The organism is Novosphingobium sp. 63-713, assembly GCF_001898925.1.
GTDB lineage: Bacteria > Pseudomonadota > Alphaproteobacteria > Sphingomonadales > Sphingomonadaceae > Novosphingobium.
In genome coordinates this window covers 840151-865858 of the sequence record NZ_MKVS01000047.1, presented here as the reverse complement: position 1 = coordinate 865858, position 25708 = coordinate 840151, and the positions used below count along the sequence as shown (strand labels likewise).

Genomic DNA, 25708 nt, shown 5'->3' with positions numbered 1-25708 from the left:
AACGACAACCACTTCCGTGGCCGCGCCCTTCTCCTTCAGGCGTACCGCCTCCTCCACCGCGATCTCGTCAAACGGGTTCATGCTCATCTTCACATTCGACAAGTCAACGCCCGTCCCATCCGCCTTCACTCGAGGCTTCACGTTGTAATCAAGCACCCGCTTGATCGGCACCAAACACTTCATGGTTGCACCTTTTTCAAATCATGATCTGAACCAAGGCCTTAGCGGCCCGAAAATTGCGGCTTGCGCTTTTCTCCAAAGGCGCGGATCGCCTCTGCGAAATCGCCGGTGCGACCGGCCATCGACTGGTTTTCCCGCTCCACATCCAGCGTCGCATCGAAACTCTGTTCCAGCGCAAAAGCCACCTGTCGGCGAATCAGGCCCATTGCGCGGGTTGGCCCGGCGGCCATACGCGCGGCCAGCGCCTGCGCCTCGCCCAGAACGGCATCATCGGCCACGACCCGCATGACCAACCCCGCCGCCTTCGCCTCATCGGCGCCCATGCGTTCGCCCAGCAGCGCCATTTCCAGCACCCGCGCACGGCCCACGCTGCGCGCCACCAGCCATGTTGCGCCCGCATCGGGCACCAGGCCGATGTTGACAAAGGCCAGCAGCAGATAGCCGCTCTGGCCCATCACCACGATATCGCCCGCCAGCGCGATGCTCATGCCCGCCCCCGCGCAGGGGCCGTTCAAAGCCGTCACCACCGGGATGTTCAGCGCCGCCAATTGCCGCGCAAAGGGATTATAGGCCGCGTCGAGCAGCGCCCCCAGATCCTCGGGCAGACCCTCATAGCCCGCGCCATCAGGGGCAATATCGGCGCCCGAGCAGAAGAACCGGCCCTCGCCCGTCAGCACCAGCGCCCGCGCGCCCTGTGCCGCAGCATCGGCCACCGCATCTCCCAATTCGCCAAACAGCGCGGGCGTCAGCGCGTTCAACTTCTCGGGCCGGTTCAGCGCAATCGTGGCCACATCGCCCGCGCGCGAAACCTTGATGAAGCGATAGTCCGCCATCACACCGCCTCGATCACGTTTTCGATCACCATGGCGATGCCCTGACCGCCGCCGATGCACATGGTGATCAGGCCATAGCGCCCGCCGGTGCGGCGCAATTCATAGGCCGCCTTTACCGTCAGGATCGCCCCCGTCGCGCCGATCGGATGGCCCAGCGCAATGCCGCTGCCATTGGGGTTGAGCTTGTCCGGGTCAAAGCCCAGTTCGCCCGCCACGGCCAGTGCCTGCGCGGCAAAGGCTTCGTTGGCCTCGATCACGTCCATGTCGGCCAGCGTCAACCCCGCGCGCGCCAGCGCCACCGGCACCGCGCGCACCGGCCCCACGCCCATCAGCGCCGGTTCAACCCCGGCATGGCCCCAACTGACAATCCGGGCCAGCGGTTTCAACCCCTTGGCCGCCACCGCATCGCCGGTGGCCAGCACCACGGCCGCCGCGCCATCGTTGATCCCGCTGGCATTGGCGGCGGTGACGGTGCCGTCCTTTTTGAACACCGGCTTCATGGCGGCAAGGCTCTCGGCATTGGTGCCCGCGCGCGGATGTTCGTCGGTGTCGAACACGGTCACGCCCTTGCGGCTTTTGACCTCGATCGGCAAAATCTGCTCGGCAAAGCGTCCCTCGCGGATGGCGCGGACCGCGCGGGCATGGCCCTCGACGGCCAGAGCATCCTGCGCCTCGCGGGTGATGCCGTGGCGCTCGGCCACATTTTCCGCCGTCACGCCCATGTGATAGCCGCCCACCGGATCGGTCAGCGCCTGCAGCATCGCATCGACCAGTTGCGCATCACCCATCTTGCGGCCCCAGCGCTGGCCATGGTCGTGATAGGGGGCGTTGGACATGCTTTCCACGCCGCCTGCCACCGTCACCTCGGCCTCGCCCAGCTTCATCATCTGCGCGGCCGAAATGATCGCCTGCAGCCCCGAGCCGCACAGGCGGTTGACCGTCAGCGCCGGGGTTTCCACCGGAATGCCCGCATTGAGCGCCGCCACGCGGGCGACATAGGCGTCCTTGGAACTGCTGGGCACGACCTGGCCGAAAACGACATGGCCGACATCGCCCGCCGCCACGCCCGCGCGGCGCACCGCCTCGGCGGCCACAAGGCCCGCCAGCTCGGAAGGCATGAAGCTTTTCAGCCCGCCGCCAAAATCGCCGATCGCCGTGCGCGTGCCGCTGACGATATAGATCGCGCTCATTGATACATCCTTCTCTTGCATTGGCGATGCCGCCATACCATCTTCGCGGCAGCTCGCCTTATCCGCTCTATGCGCGATGATCGCCGCACTGTCCATTATAAATTTGCATATGAGTGCATATTTGAATAGACTGATCCGCATAAAGGCCCCATGCGGCCGATGCCGGAGAGATGCCCATGCGCGCGCTGGTCTGCGAGAAGATTGGTATATTCGGAAATGAGGATATAGCCGAGGCCTTGCGTCTGCGCGAATGGCCGATGCCGGAGCCGGGGGCAGGACAGGTGCGGATCGCCGTCCATGCCGCCGGGGTCAATTTCCCCGACACGCTGATGGTCGAGGGGCGCTATCATGTGAAGGCCGAACCGCCCTTCATTCCCGGCAGCGAGGCAGCGGGGGTGATCGACGCCATCGGGGCCGATGTGCAGGGCTGGCAGGTGGGCGACCGGGTCTGCGCGATGACGGTTCAGGGCGCCTTTGCCGAGCAGGTGGTGGTCGATGCGGCCAATCTGGTCGCCCTGCCCCACAGCGCGGATTTCGCCACGGGCAGCGCGCTGCTGATGACCTATGGCACCGCGATCCATGCCCTGCGCCAGCGCGCGGGGCTGATGCCGGGGGAGCGGATGCTGGTGCTGGGCGCAGGCGGCGGGGTGGGCCTTGCGGCAGTGGCGCTGGGCACGGCGATGGGCGCGCGGGTGGTGGCTGCGGCCTCCAGCGCGGAAAAGCGCGAATTGGCGCGGCAGCAGGGCGCACAGGTCTTGATCGACAATTCGCAGGAGGCGATCAGGGGCGCTGGGCCTTATGATGTGATCTTCGATCCCGTCGGCGGCGGTGTGAGCGAGATCGCCTTTCGCGCCATCGCGCCCGAGGGGCGGCATCTGGTGATCGGCTTTGCCAGCGGGGCGATTCCGGCCATCCCGCTCAATCTGCCCTTGCTTAAATCAGCAGCGATTGTCGGCGTGTTCTGGGGCGCGTTTACGAAACGCTCGCCCGCGATTCACCGGGCCAATATGGCGGACGTGTTCGCCATGCTGGCCAATGGCGCGATGCCGCCCCCGCCCCTGCAGGTCTTTCCTTTGAACGAAGGGCCGGACATCCTGCGCCGCCTTGCCGCGCGCGAAATCGCGGGCAAGGTGGCGCTGGAAATTTAGACCGAATTAGCGCGCGCGATCCGGCCCAGCACCCCGGCGCTGGGCTTGGGCGTGCGCTTGAACGTGGTGCGGTCCAGTTCGCACAGGCCAAAGCGGATGCGATAGCCAAACACCCATTCGTAATTGTCGATCAAGCTCCAATGACAATAGCCGATCACCGGCACGCCATCATCCATCGCCTTTTTCAACTCGGTCAGCGCGGCGGGGATCAGATTGGCGCGGATCTCGTCATGCTCGCTGCCCACACCATGTTCGGTCACCATGATCGGCAGATTGGTTTGCGCATGGGCATAGCGCGCCACGCCCGCCAAGGATGGCGGATAGACCTCGGCCCCCATCGTGTTCGTCACGGCGCCGGGCGGGTTGGGCAGCTTGCCCTTGTCGGTCCACACGCTGCGTTCGTAATTCTGGATGCCGAGGAAGTCGCAATCCGTTTTGGCCAGACGCAGCCATTCGCCATAGAAATGCTCACGCTTGGCATCGCGCAGGCTGACCGCGCCCTTGGGCAGGCCCGGCGCGGCCTGTTCGTCCAGCATGGCCAGACTGACGCCGACGGGCAGATCACCGCGCACCGCCTTGATCGCGGCGCGGCCCAGACGGTGGCCTTCCTGCAGATGCCTTTGCGTGCGGGCGCCATCGGGCGCGTAGAGCGGATTGCCCGGCTGATAGACCGCCACGCCCAAAGCCTTGGCGGCGGCCTCAACCATCGCCTTGTCCGCGCCCACGAAATCGCCGGGCAGCAATTCGCCCAGCTTGCCCGAAAGGTTGGGTTCGTTGAGCGTGGTGGCATAGGCGATGCCGCCCGCCAGATGGCGCGCGGCCCGGTCGCAATAGCGGGCGAACAAGGCGGGCGCATCATCGCCATGCCATCCACCCAGCGCGGCGAACCAAAGTGGCGTGGTGAAATGGTTGAAAGTGACGACCGGGGTAAGGCCGCGCGCATGGCAGCCGTCGATCATCGCCTTATAATGGTCGAGCATGGCGAGGGAAAACAGACCCTGCTCCGGCTCGATCCGCGCCCATTCCAGGCTGAAGCGATAGGTGTTGAGGCCCAGGCTTTTGACCAGATCGAGATCCTGTTCCCACAGCAGGAAACTGTTGGCCGCATCGCCCGAGGGTTCGGCATAGACGGTAGGTTTCATATGTTCGAGAAACCACACGTCCGAGGAAGTGTTGTTCCCCTCGACCTGATGCGCGGCGGTGGCCGCTCCCCAGAGGAAGCCTTTGGGGAAAACGGGGTTGAACGGCTTGCCCTTGCCTGCGGCGTGCAGGGCCATGGGAGCAGCGGAAAGGGCGACAGTCGCGCCCAACATGGCCCTGCGGTCGATCACAGGCTGATCACCTTCTCGTCATTGTTGAAGGACGGGAAAGGCATATAGGAAATGCGCAGGCGCTGTTGCAGCGAGAGCTTGTGCTCGCCCGCCGGAAAGCCGCCGGGCAGCGCCACGGTTATCGTCGCGGGGGCGCCAAAGGGCCAGCGGCGGTCAAAGGCCGTCTCCATCTCGTCCAGCGTCAGCGGGCCTTCGCCTTCGTCAAACGTGATCGCCTCGCGGGGGAGCGCCTCGCCGTCGATCGAGACTTTCAGATCCTCGATCATCGAAAGGCCAAGACCGCGATAATAGCCCAGCTTGGTGGTGAAGGAGAAACCGGTGGGCGCATCGGCCGGGCCGGTGTTGGCAACAGTGGCGGGGTCGATGATATATTTGTCAAACATGGTTTTATTCCTTGATGATGCCGCGCGTGCGCAGCCAGCGGCGCATCACGTCCAGCCAGCCTTCGGTGGGCGTGCCCGGCGCGCCGGGGCCAAAGCCGTGGTCGCCGGAGGAAAAGAGGTGAAACTCGACGGATTTGCCCGCCGCGCGATAGGAATCGATCAGCTTTGGCCCGCCCGCCCGCGCCAGCAGAAAGTCATCGGCCGCAATCGCCACGAACATCGGCGGGGCATTGTCGGGCACTTTCATCGCCGCCATATTGGGATAGATCGGGGCGACAAAGGCGGGCATATCGGCGCCTGCCTTTTCCACCACGCTGCGGGTCAGAAAACCGCCAGCGGAAAAGCCCATGAAGCCGATGCGCGCCGGGTCCACGCCCCATTGCCCGGCATGGCCGCGCACATAGCGCAAGGCCGCCAGCCCATCGGCCAGCGCCTCGGGCGGGGTGTCCTCGGGCGGGCTGGCCATGGCGACCTTTTCGCCGCGGATCGCACGGGTCAACTGGTCGGCAAATTCAGCCTGCGAGGCAGGGGTGGGCAGCACGCGATATTTCAGCACGAAAGCGGCAATGCCGTGATCGGCGAAATAGCGGGCGATCTGCCAGCCTTCCTTTTCGATGGCCAGACCGAGGAAGCCACCGCCCGGCGCGACAATCACCGCTGCGCCGGTTCCCTTGCCCTTGGGCAGGAAGGGCGTGATCGTCGGGCGCGTGACATTGCGCACCGCGATCAGGCCGTTGTCGCGGTGCCAGACCTCGCGGTCGGGCGCATCGGCGTTGAGCGTGATGGCGCCTGCTTGCGCGGGGGCGGGGATCGTCTCGCGGCTGGGCCCCGGCATCTGAGCATGAGCCGCAGGGGCCAGAACCAACGTCAACGCCAACGGGGCAAGGGCGAGCGCGCGCCTCATGCCGCTTCAGCTTGCGCGATCAGGCGTTCGAACATCACATGCTGACGGCGCACCTGTTCGCGGCTGTCCACCTCATGCACGTCCTGAATCCAGCGATTGCCTTCATATTCGGAGGATAAAGTGCCTTCCCATCCAGCCTTGACCAGCGCCGGGATCACCTCGTCATAGGCGATGGCAGGGTCCGTGCAATCCTCGTTCATTTCATAGAACTTGGCCTGAATATGGCGGAAATAGGGAGCGTAATCGCCGATCCGCCTGGGGTTGGCATAGGGAGCGTGGCGCAGGGTTTCGGCCATGGCCACCTCGGCCTTGTTGCCCTGCATCTTCACCGCGACTTCGAAGATCGTGTATTCGCACATCACCTTCTGTTCGTGCTGATCGACGATGAATTGCGTGACTTCGGGGCGGGCGCCCTGGCGTTCGAAACGGGCGCGGAAAGCGGGCGGATAATGCTTCATGAAGATACCCATGTCGGGCAGGATACCCAGATGCTTCGTGCCCAGACGGTCGGCCACCTCGATCGTGCGCAGGATCCATGCATGCTCCAGATGCCACGGCGCATGGACCTCGACGCCCATATGCACGTCCAGCTTTTCCGCCATCGGCACACATTTTTCGAGAATGTCGGGGCGCACGAAGATCAGGATGCGCATGTTCCTGATGCCAAGGCGGTTGCACAGGATCAGGTCGCGGTGGATGCTTTCGACCTGCTCCTCGTCCGTCATCAGGCGGTCCTTGCGGCGCTTGGTGTCGAGGAACATGTCATAGCAGGTGAAATGCGCGCCGTGGCGGGCCAGCATATCGCGCCATTCGTCAACTTGGCGGTCGCTGATGTTGGGGAAGGTCGGCATATTCTGTTCGGGCAGGATTTCGATGCCCGGCGCGCCGATGCTGGCGCCAAAGGCCACGCAATCCTCGACGGTCATTTTGCCGAGGAACATCTCTTCCTGAAAGCTGTAGAGGCTGACGCCCCGTTTGATCTTCGATGTCATGATTTTACGCTCCGGTGGGGGCTTTTTCGCGCCCCGAAACAACGATCAGCACCAGAATGGCGCAGACGAGGCCAAACACCCCCGCCGCCACAAAGGCGCCCTGCATATGGCCGAAATGTTCGCGCAGCAGGCTGACCAGCAGCGGCGAGGAGAATTGGCCGAAGAAAAAGCACGCGGTCCAGATGCCCATGCCCCGCCCGCGATGGGCAAAGGGCAGATGGCTTTGCGCCCATGCCACAAGGCAGGGCACGGCCATGCCCGCGCCGGTCTGCTGAATGGCCATGCCCACGACCATGCCGCGCCAGTCATGGATCAGCCCGATGGTGACCAGCCCCGCCCCCAGCAGCGCAAAGAGCGAGAACAATTGCCAGCGCGGCCCCATCTTGCCGGTGAACCAAAACACGCCCGCGCCCACCATCACGAACAGGCTGGGGATGCTGGTCATGCGGCCGATGGCGGCGGGATCCTTCACCCCGATTTCCTGCCACACGATGCCGCCATTGATGATGAACACGTAATAAAGCGCGCTGCCCAGCAGGGTGACGCCCGCATAGGTCAGCACATTGCGCCATGGGAAAGGTTCCGCTCCCTCGTCCATGCCCAGCATCTTGCGGGCGGTGGCATCACTGGCCGGTTCATAAAGAAACGCCGCGCTGGCGAGGAAGGCGGGAAAGCCGACGGCATAGACGAGGAAGATCCCGTTCCATTGCACCGCCGTCAGATAGCCCGACAGAAAGATCACCGCGCTGCCCAGAAATGGTCCGGCAAGGCCCTGAATGGTCAGCCAGAAGCGGCGGTCCTTCTCGTCCCAATAATCGCCCACCAGCGTGTTGAGCGTGGTCAGGATCGCAGCCTCGGCCACGCCAAGGGCAAGGCGCGAGACATAGATCTGGTCAATCGAGTCGAGGAAGAAGGGCGCCACCCCTACAAAGCCGTAAAGCGCGGTGGACACCAGCAGCAGCCTGCGTCGCCCGAAACGGTCGACCAGCAGCCCGGCAATCAGTGCCAGCAGGGCAATCGTCAGCCCCGGCGCGGACACCATGGCGGGCACTTTGGCGATGGCGGCCGGATCGCGCGCGGCGAAATGTTCGATGATCGCGGGCACGGCCGGAAACATCGAAACGATCGCCACGATGGGCAAAAAGGCCACTGTGACCAGCGTTATGCCCTGCGCAGGACCCGCCTTGCGCGGGGCGATGGATTGGACGCTCAAGACTCTCTCCCGATTGCGGCTTGGCATAGGGTTGCCGCAGACTTTAATTAGAACTCTTGTTCTGAAAGTTAGAGCGGAGCGCAGCGCCTTGTCAAGATCGTCCGCCAGATTGGCGAAGCGCGGAACGCAAAATTCCGCAGGCTTGGGGTGCGACTCCGGCACCGGCGGCGGCATCGGATCGGTGCATCAACAGGATCTATGAAACAGCCTATATTGCCATCAATGATTCGTTGCAAAAAAGCATCTAAGCCACCAAAATTGCCGCAAATGCGCCATTTCAGAGCAGACGCGGTGATAATCATTCTCGGCCATCTTGCATCACCGCGCTCTATTGGTTTTTCGGGCAAAATTGGCCCCACGGGGCCTCAGGCGGGCTGCGGATCGGGCGCGCTGGCGGCGCGTTTGTTGCCTGTCTGCAACGCGGCCCTTTGCGAACCATATTGACAGGGGATCGGAACGCTCATTATCTAGAACAAGAGTTTTAATTTTGCAAAAAGCCGAATGCCTCTTCGGCCATCTGGGAGAATTGCCATGAACCGCGGTCTTGCCGCAGCGCTTTGCGCATCCGTCAGCCTTTTCGCCATGCCCGCCCATGCCGCGGATCAGGCGCCCGCCGGCGATTCGGCCAAGACCGGCGGCCTTTCCGAAATCGTCGTCACCGCCAGCCGCGTGGAAACCACCTCGCAAAAGACGCCCATTGCGCTGACCGTCTATTCGGGCGCCGATCTGGCGGCCAAGGGCGTGACGAACATGCAGGCCCTGTCCAGCATCGACGCCAGCCTGAACATCACCACCAGCACGGGCGCGGCCTATGTCGCGGTGCGCGGCATCGCGTCCACCGACGTGACCGAAACCGGCGACCCTTCGGTGCCGATCGCGCGCGATGGTTTCTACACCAACCGCTCGTTCAACATTCAGTCCTCGATGTATGACGTGGCCCGCGTCGAAGTGCTCAAAGGTCCGCAAGGCACGCTCAACGGGCGCAATTCAACTGGCGGCCTTGTCTCGATCATCACCAACCGCCCGAATGCCAAGACCGGCGGCTATGTCACCCTCGGCACCGGCAATTACAATGCGTTCGACGCCGATGCGGGCGTGAACATTGCCGTTTCCGACCGGTTTCAGGTGCGCGCTTCGGGCACCTATCATTCGCATGACGGCTATCGCAACCTGACCGGCCTCTACAACGGCGCCGCGCTGCGCGGCGACGATCAGAAGGTCGGCTCGGGCCGTTTCCAGGCCGCGTGGAAGCCGGTGGACGGGCTCAAGCTCTGGGCCTCATATCAGCATGACGAGGTCGACAATGTCGGCGACGTGACGATGGATTCGGCCATCGGCGTGCGCCCCGATTTCGGCAATGCCAAGAGCTTTGCCAACACCGCCCCCTCCTCCACCAAGCTGACCGGCGACCGCGTGCGTTGGGAAGCGGTGTATGACGCGCTGCCCGCCGGGCTCTCGCTGATCTACTCGGGCGGCTATGACAAGAGCAGCTTCCGCCGCCACACCGATGCCACCGGGCCGGTCTATCCGGCCGTGCGCCAGTTCATCCAGGGCGAAGACCCCACCACCTGGAACCACGAAGTGCGCCTGTCGAACAATGCGAACAGCCGCGTGTTCTTCCAGCTTGGCTGGTTCAACTTCAAGGAAACCAATGTCATCAATTCGGGCCTGTACAATGTGCAGATGACCGGATTGTTCGCTCCGGGCGGGCCGCTCTCGGCGCTGGGCCAGCCGGGCGTCTATGGCATCAAGTTCGATTATAACATCGCCACCAAGTCGAACGCCGTCTTCGGCCAGATCGCCTATCGCGTGAATGATCAGATCAAGATCACGCTGGGCGCGCGCAACACCTGGGACAGCAAGTTCCGCACCGGCAATGCCGTGCTCTTCCTGCCCGCGCTGGGCAGCCCCTTTGCGCCGGGCCTGACGCTCACCACGCCGGGCAACGGCAATATGAGCACCAGCCAGCCGACCTATCACATCGGCGTCGACTATCAGGTCACGCCGACCAGCCTGCTCTATGCCAAGTTCGACACCGGCTATAAGGCGGGCGGGTTCAACTCGAACGGCTCGGCGGCCTCGGTGGCCTATGCGCCCGAAAAGCTCTCGGCATGGGAAATCGGCTCGAAGAACCGCTTCTTTGGCAACAATCTGCAGGTGAACGCGGCGGCCTTCTACTTCGACTATCGCGGCTATCAGGCCTCGCGCAGCACCGACGCGCTCTCGGGCGGCTCGGGCATTTTCAACGTGGGTTCGGCCAAGATCATGGGCGCCGAACTGCAGACCGTCGCGCTGGTTCAGGGCTTCCGCCTCGACAGCAACATCGCGCTGCTGCACACCGAATTCGGCAAGGGCATCACGGTGCTCGACGGCGCGGGCAACAACCGCGACATCAGCGGCCACCGCCTGCCCAACGCGCCCGATTTCGTCGCCACCTTTGGCGTGGAGCGCCCGATCGAGGCCGGTTTCGGCACGTTCACCCCGCGCATCGACGGCAAATATTCGGCCGCCTTCTACTATGACGTGTTCAACGATGCCGACACGCGTTCGGGCGCCTATGTGACGGGCAATGCCTCGATCAACTTCAAGCCCGCCAAGGGCAATTGGCAGATCGACGCCTTCATCCGCAACTTCACCGACAAGGTGGTGCTGGCCTATGGCGCGCGCAATTATGTGGCGGGCAAGAACACCTATCAGTTCCAGCCGCCGCGCACTTTTGGCGTGCGCGCCAGCCTGAAGTTCTGATGGATCGGCAATTCTGATCTCTCCGATGGCGGGGCGGGCATGCATGTCCGCCCCGCTTTCATTATTATCGATTCTGATCTATCGCCCTTCCCATAAGCAGAGGAACGGCATACCATGCGCTTCAAACAGCTCGACCTGAACCTGCTGGTGGTTTTCTCCGCCCTGATGGAAACGCGCAGCGTCACCCGTACCGCCGAACGCCTCGGCCTCACGCAACCGGCCGCCAGCGCCTCGCTGCGCCGGTTGCGCGCCTATTTCGGTGATGAACTGCTGGTGCAGGTGGGCAAGCGGATGCACCCTACGCCCTTTGCCGAGTCCCTGTACCCCCAGATCCAGCGCAGCCTGCAAAGCGTCGAACAGGCCATCGCCACCCCCGCCGGTTTCGATCCGGCCACCTCCACGCGACGGTTCCGCATCAATGCTTCGGATTATGTGATGGTCGCGGTGCTGGTCGCTCTGGCGCAGCGCGTGGCCGCCGCCGCACCGCAGATCCAGTTGGAGGTGATGCAGCCCACCGAGCGCAATGCCGACGATCTGGAGGGCGGCAAGATTGATCTGCTGATCGCACCCGAACAATTGCTGGCGCCCTGGCATCCTTCTGAATTCCTTTATGAAGAAGAGCAGGTCGTGGTCGGCTGGGCGGGCAATCCGATCTTTGCCTCGGGGCTGAGCGCAGATGAATTCTTTGCCGCCGGCCATGTCGGCGTGGCGCTGGGCACGCGCCGCGCGGCCACCTTTGCCGACACGCAACTCGCCCGCATGGGGCGACAGCGGCGGATCGACATTGAGGTCGCCTCCTTTGCCAGCGTGCCGTGGTTTCTGCAAAACACGATGCGGCTTGCCGTCTTGCACAAACGTCTTGTGCGCGCGATGATGCCGCAATTCGATCTGGCCTTTGCGCCCATGCCCTTCCCCTTCCCCCGCCTGCGCGAAATGGCGCAGTTTCACGAGGCGCGGCGTGATGATGCGGGGCTGGTCTGGCTGCGAGAGCAATTGCGATTGGCGGCCCAGACTACATCATAAAAAAAATTTATGGACATTGATCCAGACAATGACTTTTACAGATTGGCCCGCACGCGGGTAAATATCCCCATCAACGCGCCCCACGCGGCGCATGGGGAGAGCATATGCGCCAGCACTTTGGCGCCGCGCACGAGGCGCGGCCATGAACAATCTCGACATTCTCGTCATCGGCGGCGGGATAGGCGGCCTGACCAGCGCGATTGCCTTGTGCAAGGCAGGCCATAGCGTCACCGTCATCGAACGCGACCCCAACTGGTCGGTTTACGGCGTCGGCATCATCCAGCAATCGAACGTGCTGTCGGCCGCCCGGCAACTGGGCATTCTCGAAGGCTATCTGGCCTCGGGCGTGGGCTTTGACGCGGTTGAAATCTATCTGCCCCATGGGCAAAAGATCGCGCGCATTCCCGGCCACCCGGTCGCCCCCGGCCTGCCCGCCAATATGGGCATCGGCCGCCCCGCGCTCCACAAGCTGCTGGGCGATGCGGCCAAGGATGCGGGCGCGCAGATCCATCTTGGCATCACCGCGCAGTCGATCGAAGACACCGGCGATGCCGTCAACGTCACCTTCTCGGACGGCAGCACGGGCACCTATGCCATCGCAATCGGCGCGGACGGCGTCTATTCGCAAACGCGCCAGACCATCATGCCCGACGCGCCCAAGCCGCAATTCACTGGCCAAGCCGTGTGGCGCTACAACTTCCCGCGCCCGGCCGATCTGGACGCGCTGCATGTCTATAACGGCCCGACCGGCGTGGGCCTCGTGCCGATCAGCGAGACGCTGATGTATATGTATGTGACCACGCCCGAGCCGGACAATCCGTGGTATCCCAAGGAAGGCATCGCGGCCGTCATGCGCGGCAAGCTGGCCGGAACCGCGCCCGCCATTCAGGCGCTGGCGCAGCAGATCACCGATGACGAAGGCGTGGTCTATCGCCCGCTCGAAGGCATGATGCTCTATGGCGACTGGCACGTGGGCCGGGTCGTGCTGATCGGCGATGCCGTCCATGCCACCACGCCGCATCTGGGCCAGGGTGCGGGCATGGCGGTGGAGGACAGCATCGTGCTGGCCGACGAAATCGCCAAGGCCGCAACGCCGGAGGAAGCCTTCGCCGCCTTCCGCAATCGCCGCTTTGAACGCTGCCGGTTCATCGTCGAGAAGAGCCTCGAGATCTGCCACGGCCAGATCGGCAAAGGCCCGCCCGTCGACAATGCCAAGGCGACGCAGGAAATGTTCGCCGTCGTCTCGCAGCCCATCTGATCCAAGGAACACAAGAATGAGCCGAGTTACCGAAATCCGCTATGTGGGCTATGGCGTCACCGATCTGGACGCCGAGGCCGCCTTTTACACCGATGTCTGGGGTCTGGAGCCGGTGGCTTCGAGCGACGGAATGCGCTGGTTCAAGGCGCAGGGCCATGACGAGCATCACGTGGTCCGCCTGCGCGCGGCAGAGGAAAACCGTGTCGATGTCATCGCCCTGTCGGCCGATACGCGCGCCGATGTTGATGCCCTGGCCGCCAAAGTCGAGGCCGCAGGCGGCCAGATCGTCCACGCCCCGCGCGAGCTGACCACACCGGGCGGCGGCTATGGCTTCCGCTTCTTCAGCCCGGACGGGCTCCAGATGGAAATCAGCGCCGATGTGGCGCGCGGCGAAAAGCGCGAGATCGCACGCTGGGAAGGCGTGCCCGTCAAGATCAGCCATATCGTGCTGCATTCGCCCAACCACAAGGCGCTGGTCGCGTGGTTCTGCGATGTGCTGGGCTTCAAGGTTTCGGACTGGCTGGGCGACTTCATGTGCTTCCTGCGCTGCAACAATGCCCATCACCGCTTTGCCATCCTGCCGGGGCCTGCCTGCCTCAACCATGTCGCCTATGACATGGAAGGCGTCGACGGCATGATGCGCGGCGGCCACCGCCTGAAGCAGAAGGGCTTTGACATCCGCTGGGGTCCGGGCCGTCACACGGCGGGCGACAACACGTTCTCCTATTTCGTCACGCCGGGCGGTTTCGTCACCGAATATACCGCCGAGCTGGAAGAAGTGGACTTCGAAACCCGCGAAGCCACCGTCTATACGCCCGCACCGATGGTCATGGACCAGTGGGGCATTGGCGTGGGCGGACCGCAGACCATGCCGCATCCGCATGAAAACGCGGGTCTCTTTGTGGCGGTCGACGCATAATGCGCGGGCGCGTCCTGCTGGCTGTCGCGTTGGCGCTTGCCCCGGCGGCGCAGGCGCGCCCCGCTTCAACCACCGAGCGCAATCGCGCCATCATGGCCGATTTCGCGCATAAGTTTTACGATCTGCGCGATGTGCGCGGGGCGTTCATGGATCATGTCGCCCCCGATTACATCCAGCACAACCCCGGCATCGCCGATGGCCGCGAGGCCGCCATCGCCGCCCTGGAACCGATGTTCACCCGCCCCGGATCGCGCTTTGTCATCAAGCGCATTCTGGTCGACGGGGATCAGGCGGTGATCCACCTGCATGGCCGCACCGGGCCGGAAGGTGAAGGCGGCACGGTGGCCGATTTCTACCGGCTGAAGAATGGCCGGATCGTCGAGCATTGGGACGTCTTGCAGCCCATTCAGACCAAGACCGTCAACCCGCATCCCTATTTCTGAACGGAACCCCCATCGTGGCGCTTTATTCCCCCTTTCCCAACTATATCTGGAACCTGTCGGTCGCCATCGCTCTGGAAAGCGGCGGGCAGATCGGCGAGATCGTCGATATGTGCCAGCCGATCATCGATGCCGCCGCCGGTGGTGGCGATGCCGGAACCCCGGCCTTCATGAAGCAATGGGCCGCGATGGGTGACAGGCTGGTGGAGCTGGCCGCCGAGGATGAGGCCAAGGGCCGCGGCTTTTCGGCCAGCGCCAAGCTGGAGCGCGCCTCGCTCTATCTCTTCGTGGCCGAACGTATGCAGGGCCATGGCGCGCCGGGCCGCAAGGAAACCTATGCCAAGGCGATGGCCACTTTCGAGAAATCGACGAAGCTGGGCAAGATCAACCGTGAACGCGTGGAAATCCCGCTGAGCACCGGCACGATGCCCGCGCTTTACACCCGCGGCGAAGGCGAAGGCCCGCGCCCGGTGGTCGTCTATTGCAACGGTCTGGATAGCTGCAAGGAGCTGCTCTACTGGAGCCGCCTGCCCGAGGCGCTGGCCAAGCGCGGTATTTCAACCCTCTGCGTCGATCAGCCCGGCAGCGGCGAGGCGCTGCGCCTGCAAGGTCTGCCCGTCGATCCGCACAGCGAGAATTGGGCGAGCAAGGCGGTGGACTGGCTGGAGATCCGGAGCGACGTGGACCCCAAGCGCATCGGCATGACCGGCATTTCGCTGGGCGGCCATTTTGCCCCGCGCGCGGTGGCCTATGAACCGCGCTTTGCCTCGGGCGCCTGCTGGGGCGCCAACCACAACTGGCGCGAGGTGCAGGACAAGCGCATGAAGCGCGAGGGCGAAAACCCGGTCCCGCATTACTGGGCGCATGTGATGTGGGCCTTTGGCGCGGAAACGATGGAGGAATTCCTTCAAAAGTCCGAAGCCATGAACCTCAACGGCCATATGGGCGGGGTGCGCGTGCCCTTCCTGGTCACACACGGCGCCGATGATCGGCAGATCAGCGTTTCCTATGCCCACGATTGCTACGATCAATTGGTCAACAGCCCCCGGCGTGAGCTAAAGATTTTCACCGCCCGCGAAGGCGGGGTGGAACATGTAGGCGCCGACAACATGGCCTATGGCCGTGATTACATCGCCGACTGGTTCGCCGAAACGCTGGGAGGATATACCGCATGAGCCGCCGTTTTATCGACCTGTCGATCACGCTGTGCAACGATGTGATCACCGATCCGCCGTTCCTGAAGCCGGAAATCACCTATCAGGTGCACAGCGAGACCCTGCCTGAACTGGGCCATTTCTTCCCCGGCATCACTGCCGAGCAGACCCCCGACGGGGCCGGTTTCGCCGCCGCCGAATGGGTCCGCCTGACCACGCATTCGGGGACGCATCTGGACGCGCCCTATCATTTCCACCCCACGATGGACGCCGCCAGCGGCGAAGCCAAGCGCTCGCTGACAATCGACGAAATCCCGCTGGAATGGTGTTTCCAGCGCGGGGTGAAGCTCGACTTTCGCCACCTGCCGGACGGCTATGTTGTGACGGCGCAGGATGTCGAGGACGAGTTGAACCGCATCGGGCATGAATTGCAGCCGCTCGACATCGTGCTGGTCAATACGGCCGCGGGCATGGCGGTGGGCAACCCCAACTATGTCAACATCGGCTGCGGCATGGGCTATGAGGCGACGATGTATCTGACAACGCGCGGCGTGCGCGTAACGGGCACCGATGCGTGGAGCTGGGACGCGCCCTTTGCCCTGACGGCGGAAAAGGTGGCGCAAACCGGCGACACCTCGCTCATCTGGGAAGGGCACAAGGCCGGGCGCGATATCGGCTATTGCCATCTGGAAAAGCTGCATAATCTTGAGGCCCTGCCCCCGCATGGCTTCACCGTTTCCTGCTTCCCCCACAAGATCAAGGGCGCATCCGCAGGCTGGACCCGCGCCGTGGCCATCATCGAGGAATAATCATGCGTCTGGCAACTTTGCGTAACGGACGCCCCGATGGCGAACTGGTTGTGGTTTCCGCCGATGGCGCGCGCTATCTCTCCGCGCCGGGGTTGAATCTGATCTCGGCCATCGCCGATTGGGATGCCGCGCTGCCCATGCTCGGACGGCTCTCGGCCCTGCTGGAAACGGGCGCGGGCGGGGTGCTGGACCCGCCGCGGATCATGGCCCCCATGCCGCGTTCGTGGCAATGGCTCGATGGTTCGGCCTTTGCCACCCATGGCGAATTGATGCAGATCGCCTTCAACTCGCCCCCGCACGATACCGATCGCCCCCTTATGTATCAGGGCGTTTCGGACCGGTTTTACGGCCCCCATGACGCCATCCCCCTGCCATCCGAGGCGGACGGGATTGACTTTGAGGGCGAGTTCGGCGTGATCGTCGATGCCGTCCCCATGGGCGTAACGCCCGAGGCGGCGGCGGGCCATATCAAGCTGCTGGTCCAGATCAACGACTGGTCCTTGCGCGCGATTGCGCCGGTGGAAATGAAAACCGGCTTTGGCTGGATTCAGGCCAAGCCGCCATGCTCGATGGCCCCCTTTGCCGTGACGCCCGATGAATTGGGCGCGGATTGGGCCAACGGGCGAATCGGCGCGGACCTTTCCGTCACATGGAATGGTGAGCGTTTCGGCCTCGTGCGCGGCGACCAGATGAGTTTTTCCTTCCCCGAACTCATCGCCCATGCCGCGCACAGCCGCGACCTTGTGGCGGGCACGATCATCGGGTCGGGCACGGTGTCGAATGCCGAATATGCCGCGCGCGGTTCGGCCTGCATTTCCGAACGCCGCGCCATCGAGATGATTGCCGACGGCAAGCCGACCACCAGCTTCATGCATTTTGGCGATACCATCCGCATGGAGGCGATCAGCAGCACCGGCGCCAAACCCTTTGGCGCCATCGATCAAAAGGTCGTGCAGGCCGGTTAAGCGATAATCAGCCGCACCCCCGCGCCGCGCACGATCTCGGCCTGCGCGGGGGTGATGCCTTCATCGGTAATCAGCACATCCACCTCATCCAGCCCGCAGACGATCACGCCCGAGGATGAGGCAAACTTGCTGGAATCGACCAGCAGGATCACCTGTTCGGCCCGGTCCACCAACCGGCGCTCGGCGGCAACCAGAATGATGTCATGCTGCATCACGCCCTGCTGGCCCACGGCGGCGGCGCCCATGAACAATTTGGGCGCGTGGAAGCGCGGCATCGAATCCTCGCCCGCCGGAGCCAGGATGATGTTCTGTTCACGAAACACGCTGCCCGAGGGGACGAGGATGCGCGTACCCTTCTGCGGCAGCAGGCCGTTGACAATATGGAGCGAATTGGTCAGCACCTGAAGGTCGAGCCCGTCGAGATGCGGGCACATCTGGACCGTGGTGCTGCCCCCGTCGATCATAATGCCCTCGCCCGGTTCGCACAGGGCGGCGGCGGCCCGGCCAATCGCCTGTTTGGCGGCAAGATTGATCGTGATCGACTGATCAAACGGCGTGCCCAGCAAGGCGGCGCGTGACGGCTCGCCCTCCTCAGCCTCGCTCAGCTTGGCCCCGCCATGCACGCGCTGCAACAGGCCCTCGGCCTCCATCCGCGTCAGATCGCGGCGGATCGTGGCGGGCGAGGCGTCGAGGCGGCTTTCCAGATCGCGATAGGACACGAAGCCGGATGGGGCCAGCGCTTCGAGAATCAGCCTTTCGCGTTCGGTTGCATGCATGAATTGTGTCGCCCCATCCCCAGTCGCGGTTTCAGCCCGTCGCTTTTGCCCGAACCGACAGTCTATGCCGTCAAATTCGCGCAAAAGCCATCATACTATCATCCGGCGGCCAACATATTCCCGCCGCCGATCACCACGGTCGCCCCGATCAACAGGCCGATCCCGCTCCACACCAGCGTGCGCGTGCGCACCGAGGTGCCCAGCCATTCCTTGAGCGCAAAGCCCCAGAGCGTGGAGAACAGGATGATGCTAGCCATATGCAGCGTCCAGCTTGAGAAGCCGTATTTGCCCATCTGGCTTTCGCCCATGGTGTAGAAGAAGAACTGGCCATACCACAGCGTGCCGCCCAGCGCCGCCAGCAGCCAGTTGCGCAGCAAGGGCGCACGCGGCTGGGCCAAGTCATTGGACGCGCCGAAGAATTGCCCAAGGCTGCGGTTCTTGACGATCAGATAGGCGCACCACAAAGCATTGGTGGTCAGCCCGCCCAACAGCACGACGCACAGCACCGGCAGGCCCTGCGAAAGCGGATCGGTCCCGGCCGCCAGCGTCAGATCACGGACCGGCTGACCCGCGTCCAGACCCCATGCGAAACAGCCCGACATCACGCCCGAGAAGGTTGCGATCGCCAGACCCTTTTTCAGGTCAAACTCGGCCACCGCCTCGCCCGAGGACACTTCGCGCGATTTGGCCGCGCCCCCGCGCGCCACGATGACAATGCCCACCAGCGTGATGACAATGCCCAGCAAGGTCAGTTGCCCGCTGGTCTTGGCCGCGATTTCGCCCATCGTACCGTGAAAGATCGGCGGCCCCAGCGTGCCGATCACCGTGGTCAGCCCCAGCGCCACCGCCATGCCCAGCGACAGGCCCAGATAGCGCATGGTCAGGCCAAAGGTCAGCCCGCCAAAACCCCACATCACACCCCAGAACCAGCACCACGCCAGCGTTTCTCGCGGCGTGGCGCTCAGCACGCCGATCAGGTCATTGGTGCGCAGCGAGGCGAACAGCCACGGCGCGATCAGCCAGCTGAACAACCCGCCCGCCAGCCAGAACACTTCCCAGTTCCACGAACGGATGCGCCGATAGGGCACATAGAAACTGGCCGAGGAAAAACCCCCGATCCAGTGAAACACCACGCCCAGCGCCGGATTAGGCACCATGAGCCTCTCTCCCAACTTGTTGTTTACGCGAGAATGTCGCGGTTGATTTGTGAAATATCGGTGCAGCCCGTCAGCGCCATGGCGACGCGCATTTCGGCGGTGATGATGTCGAGCATTTTCGACACGCCCGCCTCGCCCTGCGCGGCCAGAGCATAGGACCAAGCCCGGCCCAGCAGCACGCCCTTGGCGCCCAGCGCCAGCATCCTCACCACGTCCAGCCCCGAGCGCACCCCGCCATCGGCCAGCACGGTCAGATCATCGCCCACCGCATCGGCAATCGGCGGCAGTGCGCGCGCGCTGGACAGCACGCCATCCAATTGCCGCCCGCCATGGTTCGACACGACGATGCCATCGGCGCCCAGCTTGGCCGCTTCCCTGGCGTCCTCAGGGTCAAGGATGCCCTTGATGATCAAAGGCCCCTTCCATTCGCTGCGGATGAAATCGAGGTCGCGCCAGTTGATGCTGGGGTCGAAATTGTTACGCATCCAAGCAAAGAAATCCTCGATGCCGGTATTGCCTTTCAGCACCGGGGCGACATTGCCCAGATGATGCGGGCGGCCAAACAGGCCGACATCCCACGCCCATTCGGGCCGCACCATGGCCTGAGCCACGCGCCACGCCGCGCCTTTCAACCCGCCGCTGCCCGCCAAACCGGTGTGGTAATCGCGGTAACGGCTGCCGGGCACGGGCATGTCGACGGTGAAGACCAGCGCGCTGCATTGCGCCTCGACGGCTTGGGCCAGCAGGTCCTTCATGAAGGCGCGGTCGCGGATCATGTAGAGCTGGAACCAGAAAGGCTTGGTCGCCGCCGCCGACACTTCGGGCAGCGCGCAGGCCGAGACGGTGGAAAGCGTGAAGGGAATATCCGCCTTGTTGGCCGCACGCACCGCCTGGGCCTCGCCCCGCCGCGCGTTCAGGCCCGCAAGGCCCACCGGGGCCAGCGCCACCGGCAAAGCCTGCTTCACCCCGAACAGCGTGGTCGACATGTCGATCTTCGACACATCGCGCAAAACCCGCTGGCGCAGCGCCAGATGGGCCAGATCCTCGGCATTCTTGCGCAAGGTCACTTCGCCGTAACTGCCCCCGTCCATATATTCGAACAGGAAGCGCGGCAGGCGGCGGCGGGCAGCCTCACGGAAATCGGCGACAGAAGCGATAATCATCAATGACTCTCCAGCCGGGCCAGCCAGCGGTTGCGATAGGTGCCGAGATCGGCGTCCAGCGGCTCGATCCTGCGCAATTCGCCCTCGGGCATCAGCGCGGGATCGATCAGGCGGATCGCGCCGAAACTGACATCATTATGCGCGCTGCCAACAAAAACCTGTGTCTTGGGGCGCAGCGCGGCCAGCGCGCGGACAAAGACCTCCGCCTCGGCAAAGCGGCCCTCGACCAGCAGGCGTTCGTCGGATCCGATCAGATCGAGCGCCTGATCGGCCACCAGCGCGGCATAGAGGCAGGCCCCGGCGCGGCGTTCGTACCAGTCGTCGGGTTGGTTGACCCAGCCGCCTTGCCCATCGGGATAAGGCCCGCAGCCGGGGGCCAGCGTGGGCATATGCATTGCACCCGACGCCAGCACGGCGGGGACAGCGGCCAGCAGCAAAGGCTGATCGGGCTTGATATCCACCCGGCGGGTGTCGATCTCGATCAGCGCCTCGATCTCACGCCCGCCCATGAAACGCGCCGAAGGAACCGGCCGCCCATAGGCATCGACATTGACCAGACAATCGCGCGCCTCGGGCAGGTCGGCCGTGGCAATGGGCGAGGCGGGCAGGCGCATGGCGATGAACCATGTGCCGGTGGACAGGACGGTTGCCTCGTTACGGGCGATTTCCGTGAAACCACGCGCCGCCATCAGCGCCGCATTGGAATCATGCAGACCCGCCAGCACCTTGACCGTCGCGGGCAGGCTCGTGGCCGCAGCCAGCGCCGGGCTGATCGTGCCCAGCACATCGCCGGCCTTCACGACCGAGGCGAAACGCCGATCCCAGCCCCGCCCCTTGGCCAGATCGGACCAGTCGCCCGCATCTGGGCTCCACAGGTCGGAATGGCAGCCCAGCGAGGTGACCTCGCTGACCGCCACGCCCGAAAGCCACCATGCCCAATATTGCGCCCATGGCACCAGCGTGGCGCGCGCCATCGCATCGGGATAGAGCTCACCAGCCCACCAGACATGGGCGCCGAAATTCAGCCCCTGTGGCAGGGCAGGCGATCCGGTCTGCGCAAAAGGCGAGCGGGCGGCGCGATAGGCGTCCATCGTGGCCTGCGGCGGGGCGGCCTCGTAATCGATGGGGGCAAAGGCCAATGCGCCATCAAGGATCGCGGCAAAGCCTGCGCCATGCCCCACCGGCACGATATATTCGACGCCGCTGTCTGCATGGCCGCGCAGCACGCCCGTGGCCCAATCGGCAATGCCCGCCGCATCAAGGCGCGCAATGCCGCCTTCCTCGCATTTCGCATTGGGGCGCACCTGACGGTCCAGCAATTGCCCCTCACGCGACCACAGGGTGATCTTCGACATCGTCTTGCCGATGTCGATCACAATGGCCCAACCTTTTGGAGCCCAACCCCGATGCTCAGAAACCTGTGTCAGAACGCTCTCCCTGTCGCGCCCGATAGCGCCTTATTCCGGTTCGCGCCGCAAGCGCGAAATCATGCTGCATGTGCGAAATTGATCGTTTGATTGATCGTTTATGATTGTTGAATATCGAATCTGATTGCCAAAGGAAAGCAGATTCGTTAGGAGGCCGATCAAACAGACCCCCATGGGAGCATATCTGCGTGACAAACTCCGCGATTCCTTTTGCCGTCCCCACCAGCCGCTGGGACGATGCCTACGCCGCCACCCTCAGCCCCGAAGAACTGCTGCTCTATCGCTCCAACCTGCTGGGCAGCGATCTGACCGTTACCAATTTCGGCGGCGGCAACACTTCGGCCAAGCTGACGGGCACCGATCCTCTCACCGGTGAAACTGTCGAAGTGCTGTGGGTCAAGGGTTCGGGCGGCGACATCGGCTCGATGAAACTCGACGGCTTTTCCACACTTTATCAGGAAAAGCTGCTGGGTCTGGAAGCGCATTACAATGGCCCGGAAGATGACGACAAGATGGTCGGCTATCTGCCCCATTGCACGTTCAACCTGAACGGTCGCGCGGCCTCGATCGACACGCCGCTGCACTCGCTGCTGCCTTTTGCCCATGTTGACCACGTTCACCCGGACGCGATCATCGCGCTGGCGGCCTCCTCGGGCGGTGAAGCGGCGACCAAGGAAATCTGGGGCGGCAAGATCGGTTGGCTGCCGTGGAAGCGTCCGGGCTATACGCTGGGCACGATGCTGCGCGATTATCAGCGCGCCAACCCCGGCGTTCAGGGCGTGATGATGGCCAGCCATGGCATCATCTGCTGGGCCGACAGCGCCAAGGAATGCTATGAGCACACCGTCAGCCTGATTGCGGACGCTGCCAATTATCTCAATGCCAAGATGGAAGGCAAACCTGCCTTCGGCGGTCAGGTGGTCGCCCCCAACCCCGAGCGCGCCGCCATCGCCGCCGACCTGATGCCCCGCCTGCGCGGCTTCATGACGGGCGCGCGCCGCAAGCTGGGCCATTATTCGGACGATGCCGAGGCGCTGGAATTCGTTGGTTCGGCCAAGTTTGAAGAGCTGGCAGCGCTCGGCACCTCCTGCCCCGACCACTTCCTGCGCACCAAAATCGCGCCGCTGACGCTCGATCCCGCGCGCCTGCAGGACGATGCCTATCTGGCCGAAAAGATCAGCGCCTACCGCGATTTCTACGCCGCCTATTATGAACGCTGCAAGCGCGCCAACAGCCCCGCCATGCGCGACCCCAACCCGGTCGTGGTGCTGGTGCCCGGCGTTGGCCGCATCACCTTTGCCACAGACAAGACCACTGCGCGTCTGGCCGGGGAATTTTACGGCAATGCCATCAATGTGATGCGCGGCGCCGAGGCCATCGGTGATTACATTGCTCTGGACGAGCAGGAAGCCTTCGACATCGAATATTGGCTGCTCGAAGAAGCCAAGCTGCAGCGCATGCCCGCCCCCAAGCCGCAGGTTGGCCGCGTGGCCTTTGTCACCGGCGGCGCTGGCGGGATTGGCGCGGCCACCGCTGCGCGCTTCTTGAAAGAGGGCGCCTGCGTGGTGCTGGCCGACCGTGACGCCAATGCGGTTGAGGAAGTCCGCGCCGGTTTCGCCAAGCAATATGGCAAGGACGTTGTTCGCGCCGTCACCTGCGACGTGACCGACGAAGCACAAGTCAAGGCCGCGTTCGACACCGCCGCGCGTGAATTCGGCGGGCTGGATGTGGTGGTCGCCAATGCGGGCATTGCGTCTTCGGCGCCGATCGAGCAGACCACGGTCGAGCTGTGGGATCGCAACTTCGACGTGCTGGCGCAGGGTTATTTCCTGACTGCCAAGCACGCATGGGGCCTGCTCAAGCGCATGAAGGATCTGGGCGGCACCAGCCTCGTGTTCATCGGTTCGAAGAATGCCGTGGCGGCGGCAGCGGGCGCCAGCGCCTATGCCAGCGCCAAGGCGGCGGCGAACCACCTTGGCCGCTGTCTGGCGCTGGAAGGCGCGGGCGAAGGCATCCGCGTCAACATCGTCAACCCCGATGCCGTCATCAAGGGCAGCAAGATCTGGGACGGCGACTGGCGCAAGGAGCGCGCCGCCTCGAACAAGATCGACGCGGGCGAGGAACTGGAAGCCCATTACCGCAACCGCTCGATGCTCAAGCGCGATGTGCTGCCCGAAGACATTGCCGAAGCGGCCTATTTCCTTGGCTCGGATGCTTCTGCCAAATCGACCGGCAACATGATCAATGTGGACGCAGGCAACGTTCAGGCCTTCACGCGCTAAGACAGGTTTGGGAGAGGATTTTATGAGCAATCTGCCTATTTCCGCCGACCTGATCGCGGAACACAATGCCAAGGGGCTTGAGGCCCTGCATGAGGATTACGAAGCGCTGGGTCGCAAGCTGGCCCGCACCGGCATCGACATTGACGCGATCAAAAAGCGCGTCGCCGGTTTCTCGGTGGCCGTCCCTTCGTGGGGCGCGGGGCGCGGGGGCACGCGCTTTGCCAAGTTCCCCATTCCGGGCGAGCCGACCAATATCCACGAAAAGCTGGAGGACTGCTCGGTCATCAACCAGCTTTCCACGGTGACGCCGCGCGTCTCGCCCCATTTCCCGTGGGACAAGGTTGCCGACTACAAGGCCCTGCGCGAGGAAGCCTCGCAGCTCGGCCTTGGCTGGGACGCGGTGAACAGCAACACGTTTCAGGATCAGGTCGGTCAGGCCCACACCTATGCCAATGGCTCGCTCTCCTCGCAGGACGCGGGCGCGCGTCAACAGGCGGTCGACCACAACATCGAATGCATCGAAATCGGCCAGCAATTGGGCAGCAAAGACCTGACCGTCTGGGTTGGCGACGGCACCAATTTTCCGGGTCAGCAGGATTTCGCCCGCAGCCTCGACCGTTATCTCGACGCCGCATCGCAGATCTATGCCGCCCTGCCCGGCGACTGGCGGATGCTGCTCGAACACAAGATGTTTGAACCGGCCTTCTACTCGACCGTCATTTCCGACTGGGGCAGCTCGATCCTTGCGGCCCAGACGATCGGCGAGCGTTGCAAGTGCCTCGTTGACCTTGGCCACCATGCGCCCAACGTCAACATCGAACAGATCGTGGCTCGCCTCCACCGCTTCGGCAAGCTGGGCGGTTTCCACTTCAACGACAGCAAGTATGGCGATGACGATCTGGACAGCGGCTCGATCAATCCGCACCAGCTCTTCCTCGTCTTCAACGAGCTGGCCGAGGCGGAATTGAACCCGCGTGATGGTTTCAACCCGTCCTATATGATCGACCAGTCGCATAATGTGACCGATCCGATCGAGAGCATGCTGTCCTCCGCCGAAGCCATCGCCGCCTGTTTTGCCAAGGCGTCGCTGGTGGACCGCGCCGCTCTCCACGGCGCGCAGGAAGCCAATGACACGATGATGGCGTTTCAGGCCCTGCGCCGCGCCTATAATGTCGATGTGGCCCCGATCCTAGCCATGGCCCGCGTGGAAGCGGGCGGCGCGATTGACGTTCTGGCCGCCTATCGCGCGAGCGGATACCGCGCCCGCAAGGCGCAGGAACGCAAACCCGTCGGCCTTGGCGCCGGGATCGTATGATCCGCGCTTTTTGCGATTGACCTGACGGCAACGCCCGTGGACTGTCTCCCATAGAGAGATGGCCGCGGGCGTTTTGCCTTATACTTTCAAAACCTTGCCTC

General features: G+C 63.7%; 22 protein-coding genes and 1 pseudogene. 11 read left to right on the top strand and 12 right to left on the bottom strand.

All coding sequences use genetic code 11. The features are described 5' to 3' along the window. The 3 genes and pseudogenes from BGP00_RS22415 to bktB all read right to left on the bottom strand — a co-directional run. Positions 1-183 (bottom strand): annotated as a pseudogene (locus BGP00_RS22415) (electron transfer flavoprotein subunit beta/FixA family protein); the annotation flags it as partial. A gap of 38 nt (positions 184-221) precedes the next feature. Next, positions 222-1013 (bottom strand): enoyl-CoA hydratase-related protein, encoded by a 792-nt coding sequence (locus BGP00_RS22410; RefSeq protein ID WP_292689173.1) that lies wholly within the window; start codon positions 1011-1013, stop codon positions 222-224. Beyond that, on the bottom strand, positions 1013-2203 hold the full coding sequence (gene bktB / locus BGP00_RS22405) for a beta-ketothiolase BktB (protein ID WP_292689171.1): 1191 nt from the start codon (positions 2201-2203) through the stop codon (positions 1013-1015). The genes BGP00_RS22410 and bktB overlap by 1 nt, the downstream gene beginning before the upstream one ends. A gap of 236 nt (positions 2204-2439) precedes the next feature. On the opposite strand from bktB, the gene BGP00_RS22400 reads away from it, so the two are divergent. Next, positions 2440-3351, top strand: coding sequence for an NADPH:quinone oxidoreductase family protein (locus BGP00_RS22400; RefSeq protein WP_292689169.1), 912 nt, complete (start codon positions 2440-2442; stop codon positions 3349-3351). Here BGP00_RS22400 and BGP00_RS22395 read toward each other — a convergent pair. The 5 genes from BGP00_RS22395 to BGP00_RS22375 form a co-directional block, all read right to left on the bottom strand. Then, the gene (locus tag BGP00_RS22395; RefSeq protein ID WP_292689167.1) at positions 3348-4682 is read right to left on the bottom strand and encodes a family 1 glycosylhydrolase; all 1335 of its coding nucleotides are present in this window, start codon (positions 4680-4682) and stop codon (positions 3348-3350) included. The two genes, BGP00_RS22400 and BGP00_RS22395, sit on opposite strands and share 4 nt — an antisense overlap. Then, positions 4679-5065, bottom strand: a complete 387-nt coding sequence (locus BGP00_RS22390) for a DUF6379 domain-containing protein (protein WP_168604400.1) — start codon at positions 5063-5065, stop codon at positions 4679-4681. Before BGP00_RS22390 ends, BGP00_RS22395 begins: the two co-directional genes overlap by 4 nt. A 4-nt stretch (positions 5066-5069) precedes the next feature. Beyond that, positions 5070-5900 (bottom strand): alpha/beta hydrolase, encoded by an 831-nt coding sequence (locus BGP00_RS22385; protein ID WP_246870211.1) that lies wholly within the window; start codon positions 5898-5900, stop codon positions 5070-5072. Positions 5901-5965: 65 nt separating this feature from the next. Further along, a complete protein-coding gene (locus BGP00_RS22380; RefSeq protein ID WP_292689165.1) occupies positions 5966-6961 on the bottom strand; it encodes a TIM barrel protein in 996 nt (331 codons plus the stop codon). Between the two features lie 4 nt (positions 6962-6965). Continuing rightward, a complete protein-coding gene (locus BGP00_RS22375; protein ID WP_292689163.1) occupies positions 6966-8174 on the bottom strand; it encodes an MFS transporter in 1209 nt (402 codons plus the stop codon). Between the two features lie 531 nt (positions 8175-8705). Here BGP00_RS22375 and BGP00_RS22370 point away from each other — a divergent pair. From BGP00_RS22370 to BGP00_RS22335, 8 genes are all read left to right on the top strand, one after another. Beyond that, the gene (locus BGP00_RS22370) at positions 8706-10919 is read left to right on the top strand and encodes a TonB-dependent receptor (RefSeq protein ID WP_168604397.1); all 2214 of its coding nucleotides are present in this window, start codon (positions 8706-8708) and stop codon (positions 10917-10919) included. Positions 10920-11033: 114 nt separating this feature from the next. Continuing rightward, on the top strand, positions 11034-11942 hold the full coding sequence (locus BGP00_RS22365; RefSeq protein ID WP_292689161.1) for a LysR family transcriptional regulator: 909 nt from the start codon (positions 11034-11036) through the stop codon (positions 11940-11942). Positions 11943-12084: 142 nt separating this feature from the next. After that, complete coding sequence (locus tag BGP00_RS22360; protein ID WP_292689159.1) at positions 12085-13200, top strand: FAD-dependent oxidoreductase; 1116 nt, start codon at positions 12085-12087, stop codon at positions 13198-13200. A 16-nt stretch (positions 13201-13216) separates the two neighbouring features. Next, the gene (locus BGP00_RS22355; protein ID WP_168604394.1) at positions 13217-14119 is read left to right on the top strand and encodes a VOC family protein; all 903 of its coding nucleotides are present in this window, start codon (positions 13217-13219) and stop codon (positions 14117-14119) included. After that, the gene (locus tag BGP00_RS22350; RefSeq protein WP_292689157.1) at positions 14119-14562 is read left to right on the top strand and encodes a nuclear transport factor 2 family protein; all 444 of its coding nucleotides are present in this window, start codon (positions 14119-14121) and stop codon (positions 14560-14562) included. Before BGP00_RS22355 ends, BGP00_RS22350 begins: the two co-directional genes overlap by 1 nt. Positions 14563-14576: 14 nt before the next feature. Then, positions 14577-15734: an alpha/beta fold hydrolase gene (locus BGP00_RS22345; RefSeq protein WP_292689155.1), complete on the top strand. Its 1158-nt coding sequence runs from the start codon at positions 14577-14579 to the stop codon at positions 15732-15734. Next, positions 15731-16522, top strand: a complete 792-nt coding sequence (locus tag BGP00_RS22340) for a cyclase family protein (RefSeq protein WP_292689153.1) — start codon at positions 15731-15733, stop codon at positions 16520-16522. Before BGP00_RS22345 ends, BGP00_RS22340 begins: the two co-directional genes overlap by 4 nt. Positions 16523-16524: 2 nt before the next feature. Next, positions 16525-17487 carry a fumarylacetoacetate hydrolase family protein gene (locus BGP00_RS22335; protein ID WP_292689151.1) on the top strand — a complete coding sequence of 321 codons (963 nt, stop codon included), beginning with the start codon at positions 16525-16527 and terminating at the stop codon, positions 17485-17487. Here the strand turns inward: BGP00_RS22335 and BGP00_RS22330 are convergent. The 4 genes from BGP00_RS22330 to BGP00_RS22315 form a co-directional block, all read right to left on the bottom strand. Then, a complete protein-coding gene (locus tag BGP00_RS22330; protein WP_292689149.1) occupies positions 17484-18263 on the bottom strand; it encodes a DeoR/GlpR family DNA-binding transcription regulator in 780 nt (259 codons plus the stop codon). The genes BGP00_RS22335 and BGP00_RS22330 overlap by 4 nt on opposite strands. Before the next feature lie 98 nt (positions 18264-18361). Continuing rightward, positions 18362-19420, bottom strand: a complete 1059-nt coding sequence (rhaT, locus tag BGP00_RS22325; RefSeq protein ID WP_292689147.1) for an L-rhamnose/proton symporter RhaT — start codon at positions 19418-19420, stop codon at positions 18362-18364. Positions 19421-19443: 23 nt separating this feature from the next. Continuing rightward, on the bottom strand, positions 19444-20583 hold the full coding sequence (gene lldD, locus BGP00_RS22320) for an FMN-dependent L-lactate dehydrogenase LldD (protein WP_292689145.1): 1140 nt from the start codon (positions 20581-20583) through the stop codon (positions 19444-19446). Next, the gene (locus BGP00_RS22315) at positions 20583-21959 is read right to left on the bottom strand and encodes a carbohydrate kinase (protein WP_292689143.1); all 1377 of its coding nucleotides are present in this window, start codon (positions 21957-21959) and stop codon (positions 20583-20585) included. The genes lldD and BGP00_RS22315 overlap by 1 nt, the downstream gene beginning before the upstream one ends. A 239-nt stretch (positions 21960-22198) precedes the next feature. On the opposite strand from BGP00_RS22315, the gene BGP00_RS22310 reads away from it, so the two are divergent. Continuing rightward, positions 22199-24292 (top strand): bifunctional rhamnulose-1-phosphate aldolase/short-chain dehydrogenase, encoded by a 2094-nt coding sequence (locus tag BGP00_RS22310; protein ID WP_292689142.1) that lies wholly within the window; start codon positions 22199-22201, stop codon positions 24290-24292. 22 nt (positions 24293-24314) lie between these two features. Beyond that, positions 24315-25607 (top strand): L-rhamnose catabolism isomerase, encoded by a 1293-nt coding sequence (rhaI, locus tag BGP00_RS22305; protein ID WP_292689140.1) that lies wholly within the window; start codon positions 24315-24317, stop codon positions 25605-25607. The last annotated feature ends 101 nt before the right edge of the window (positions 25608-25708 follow it).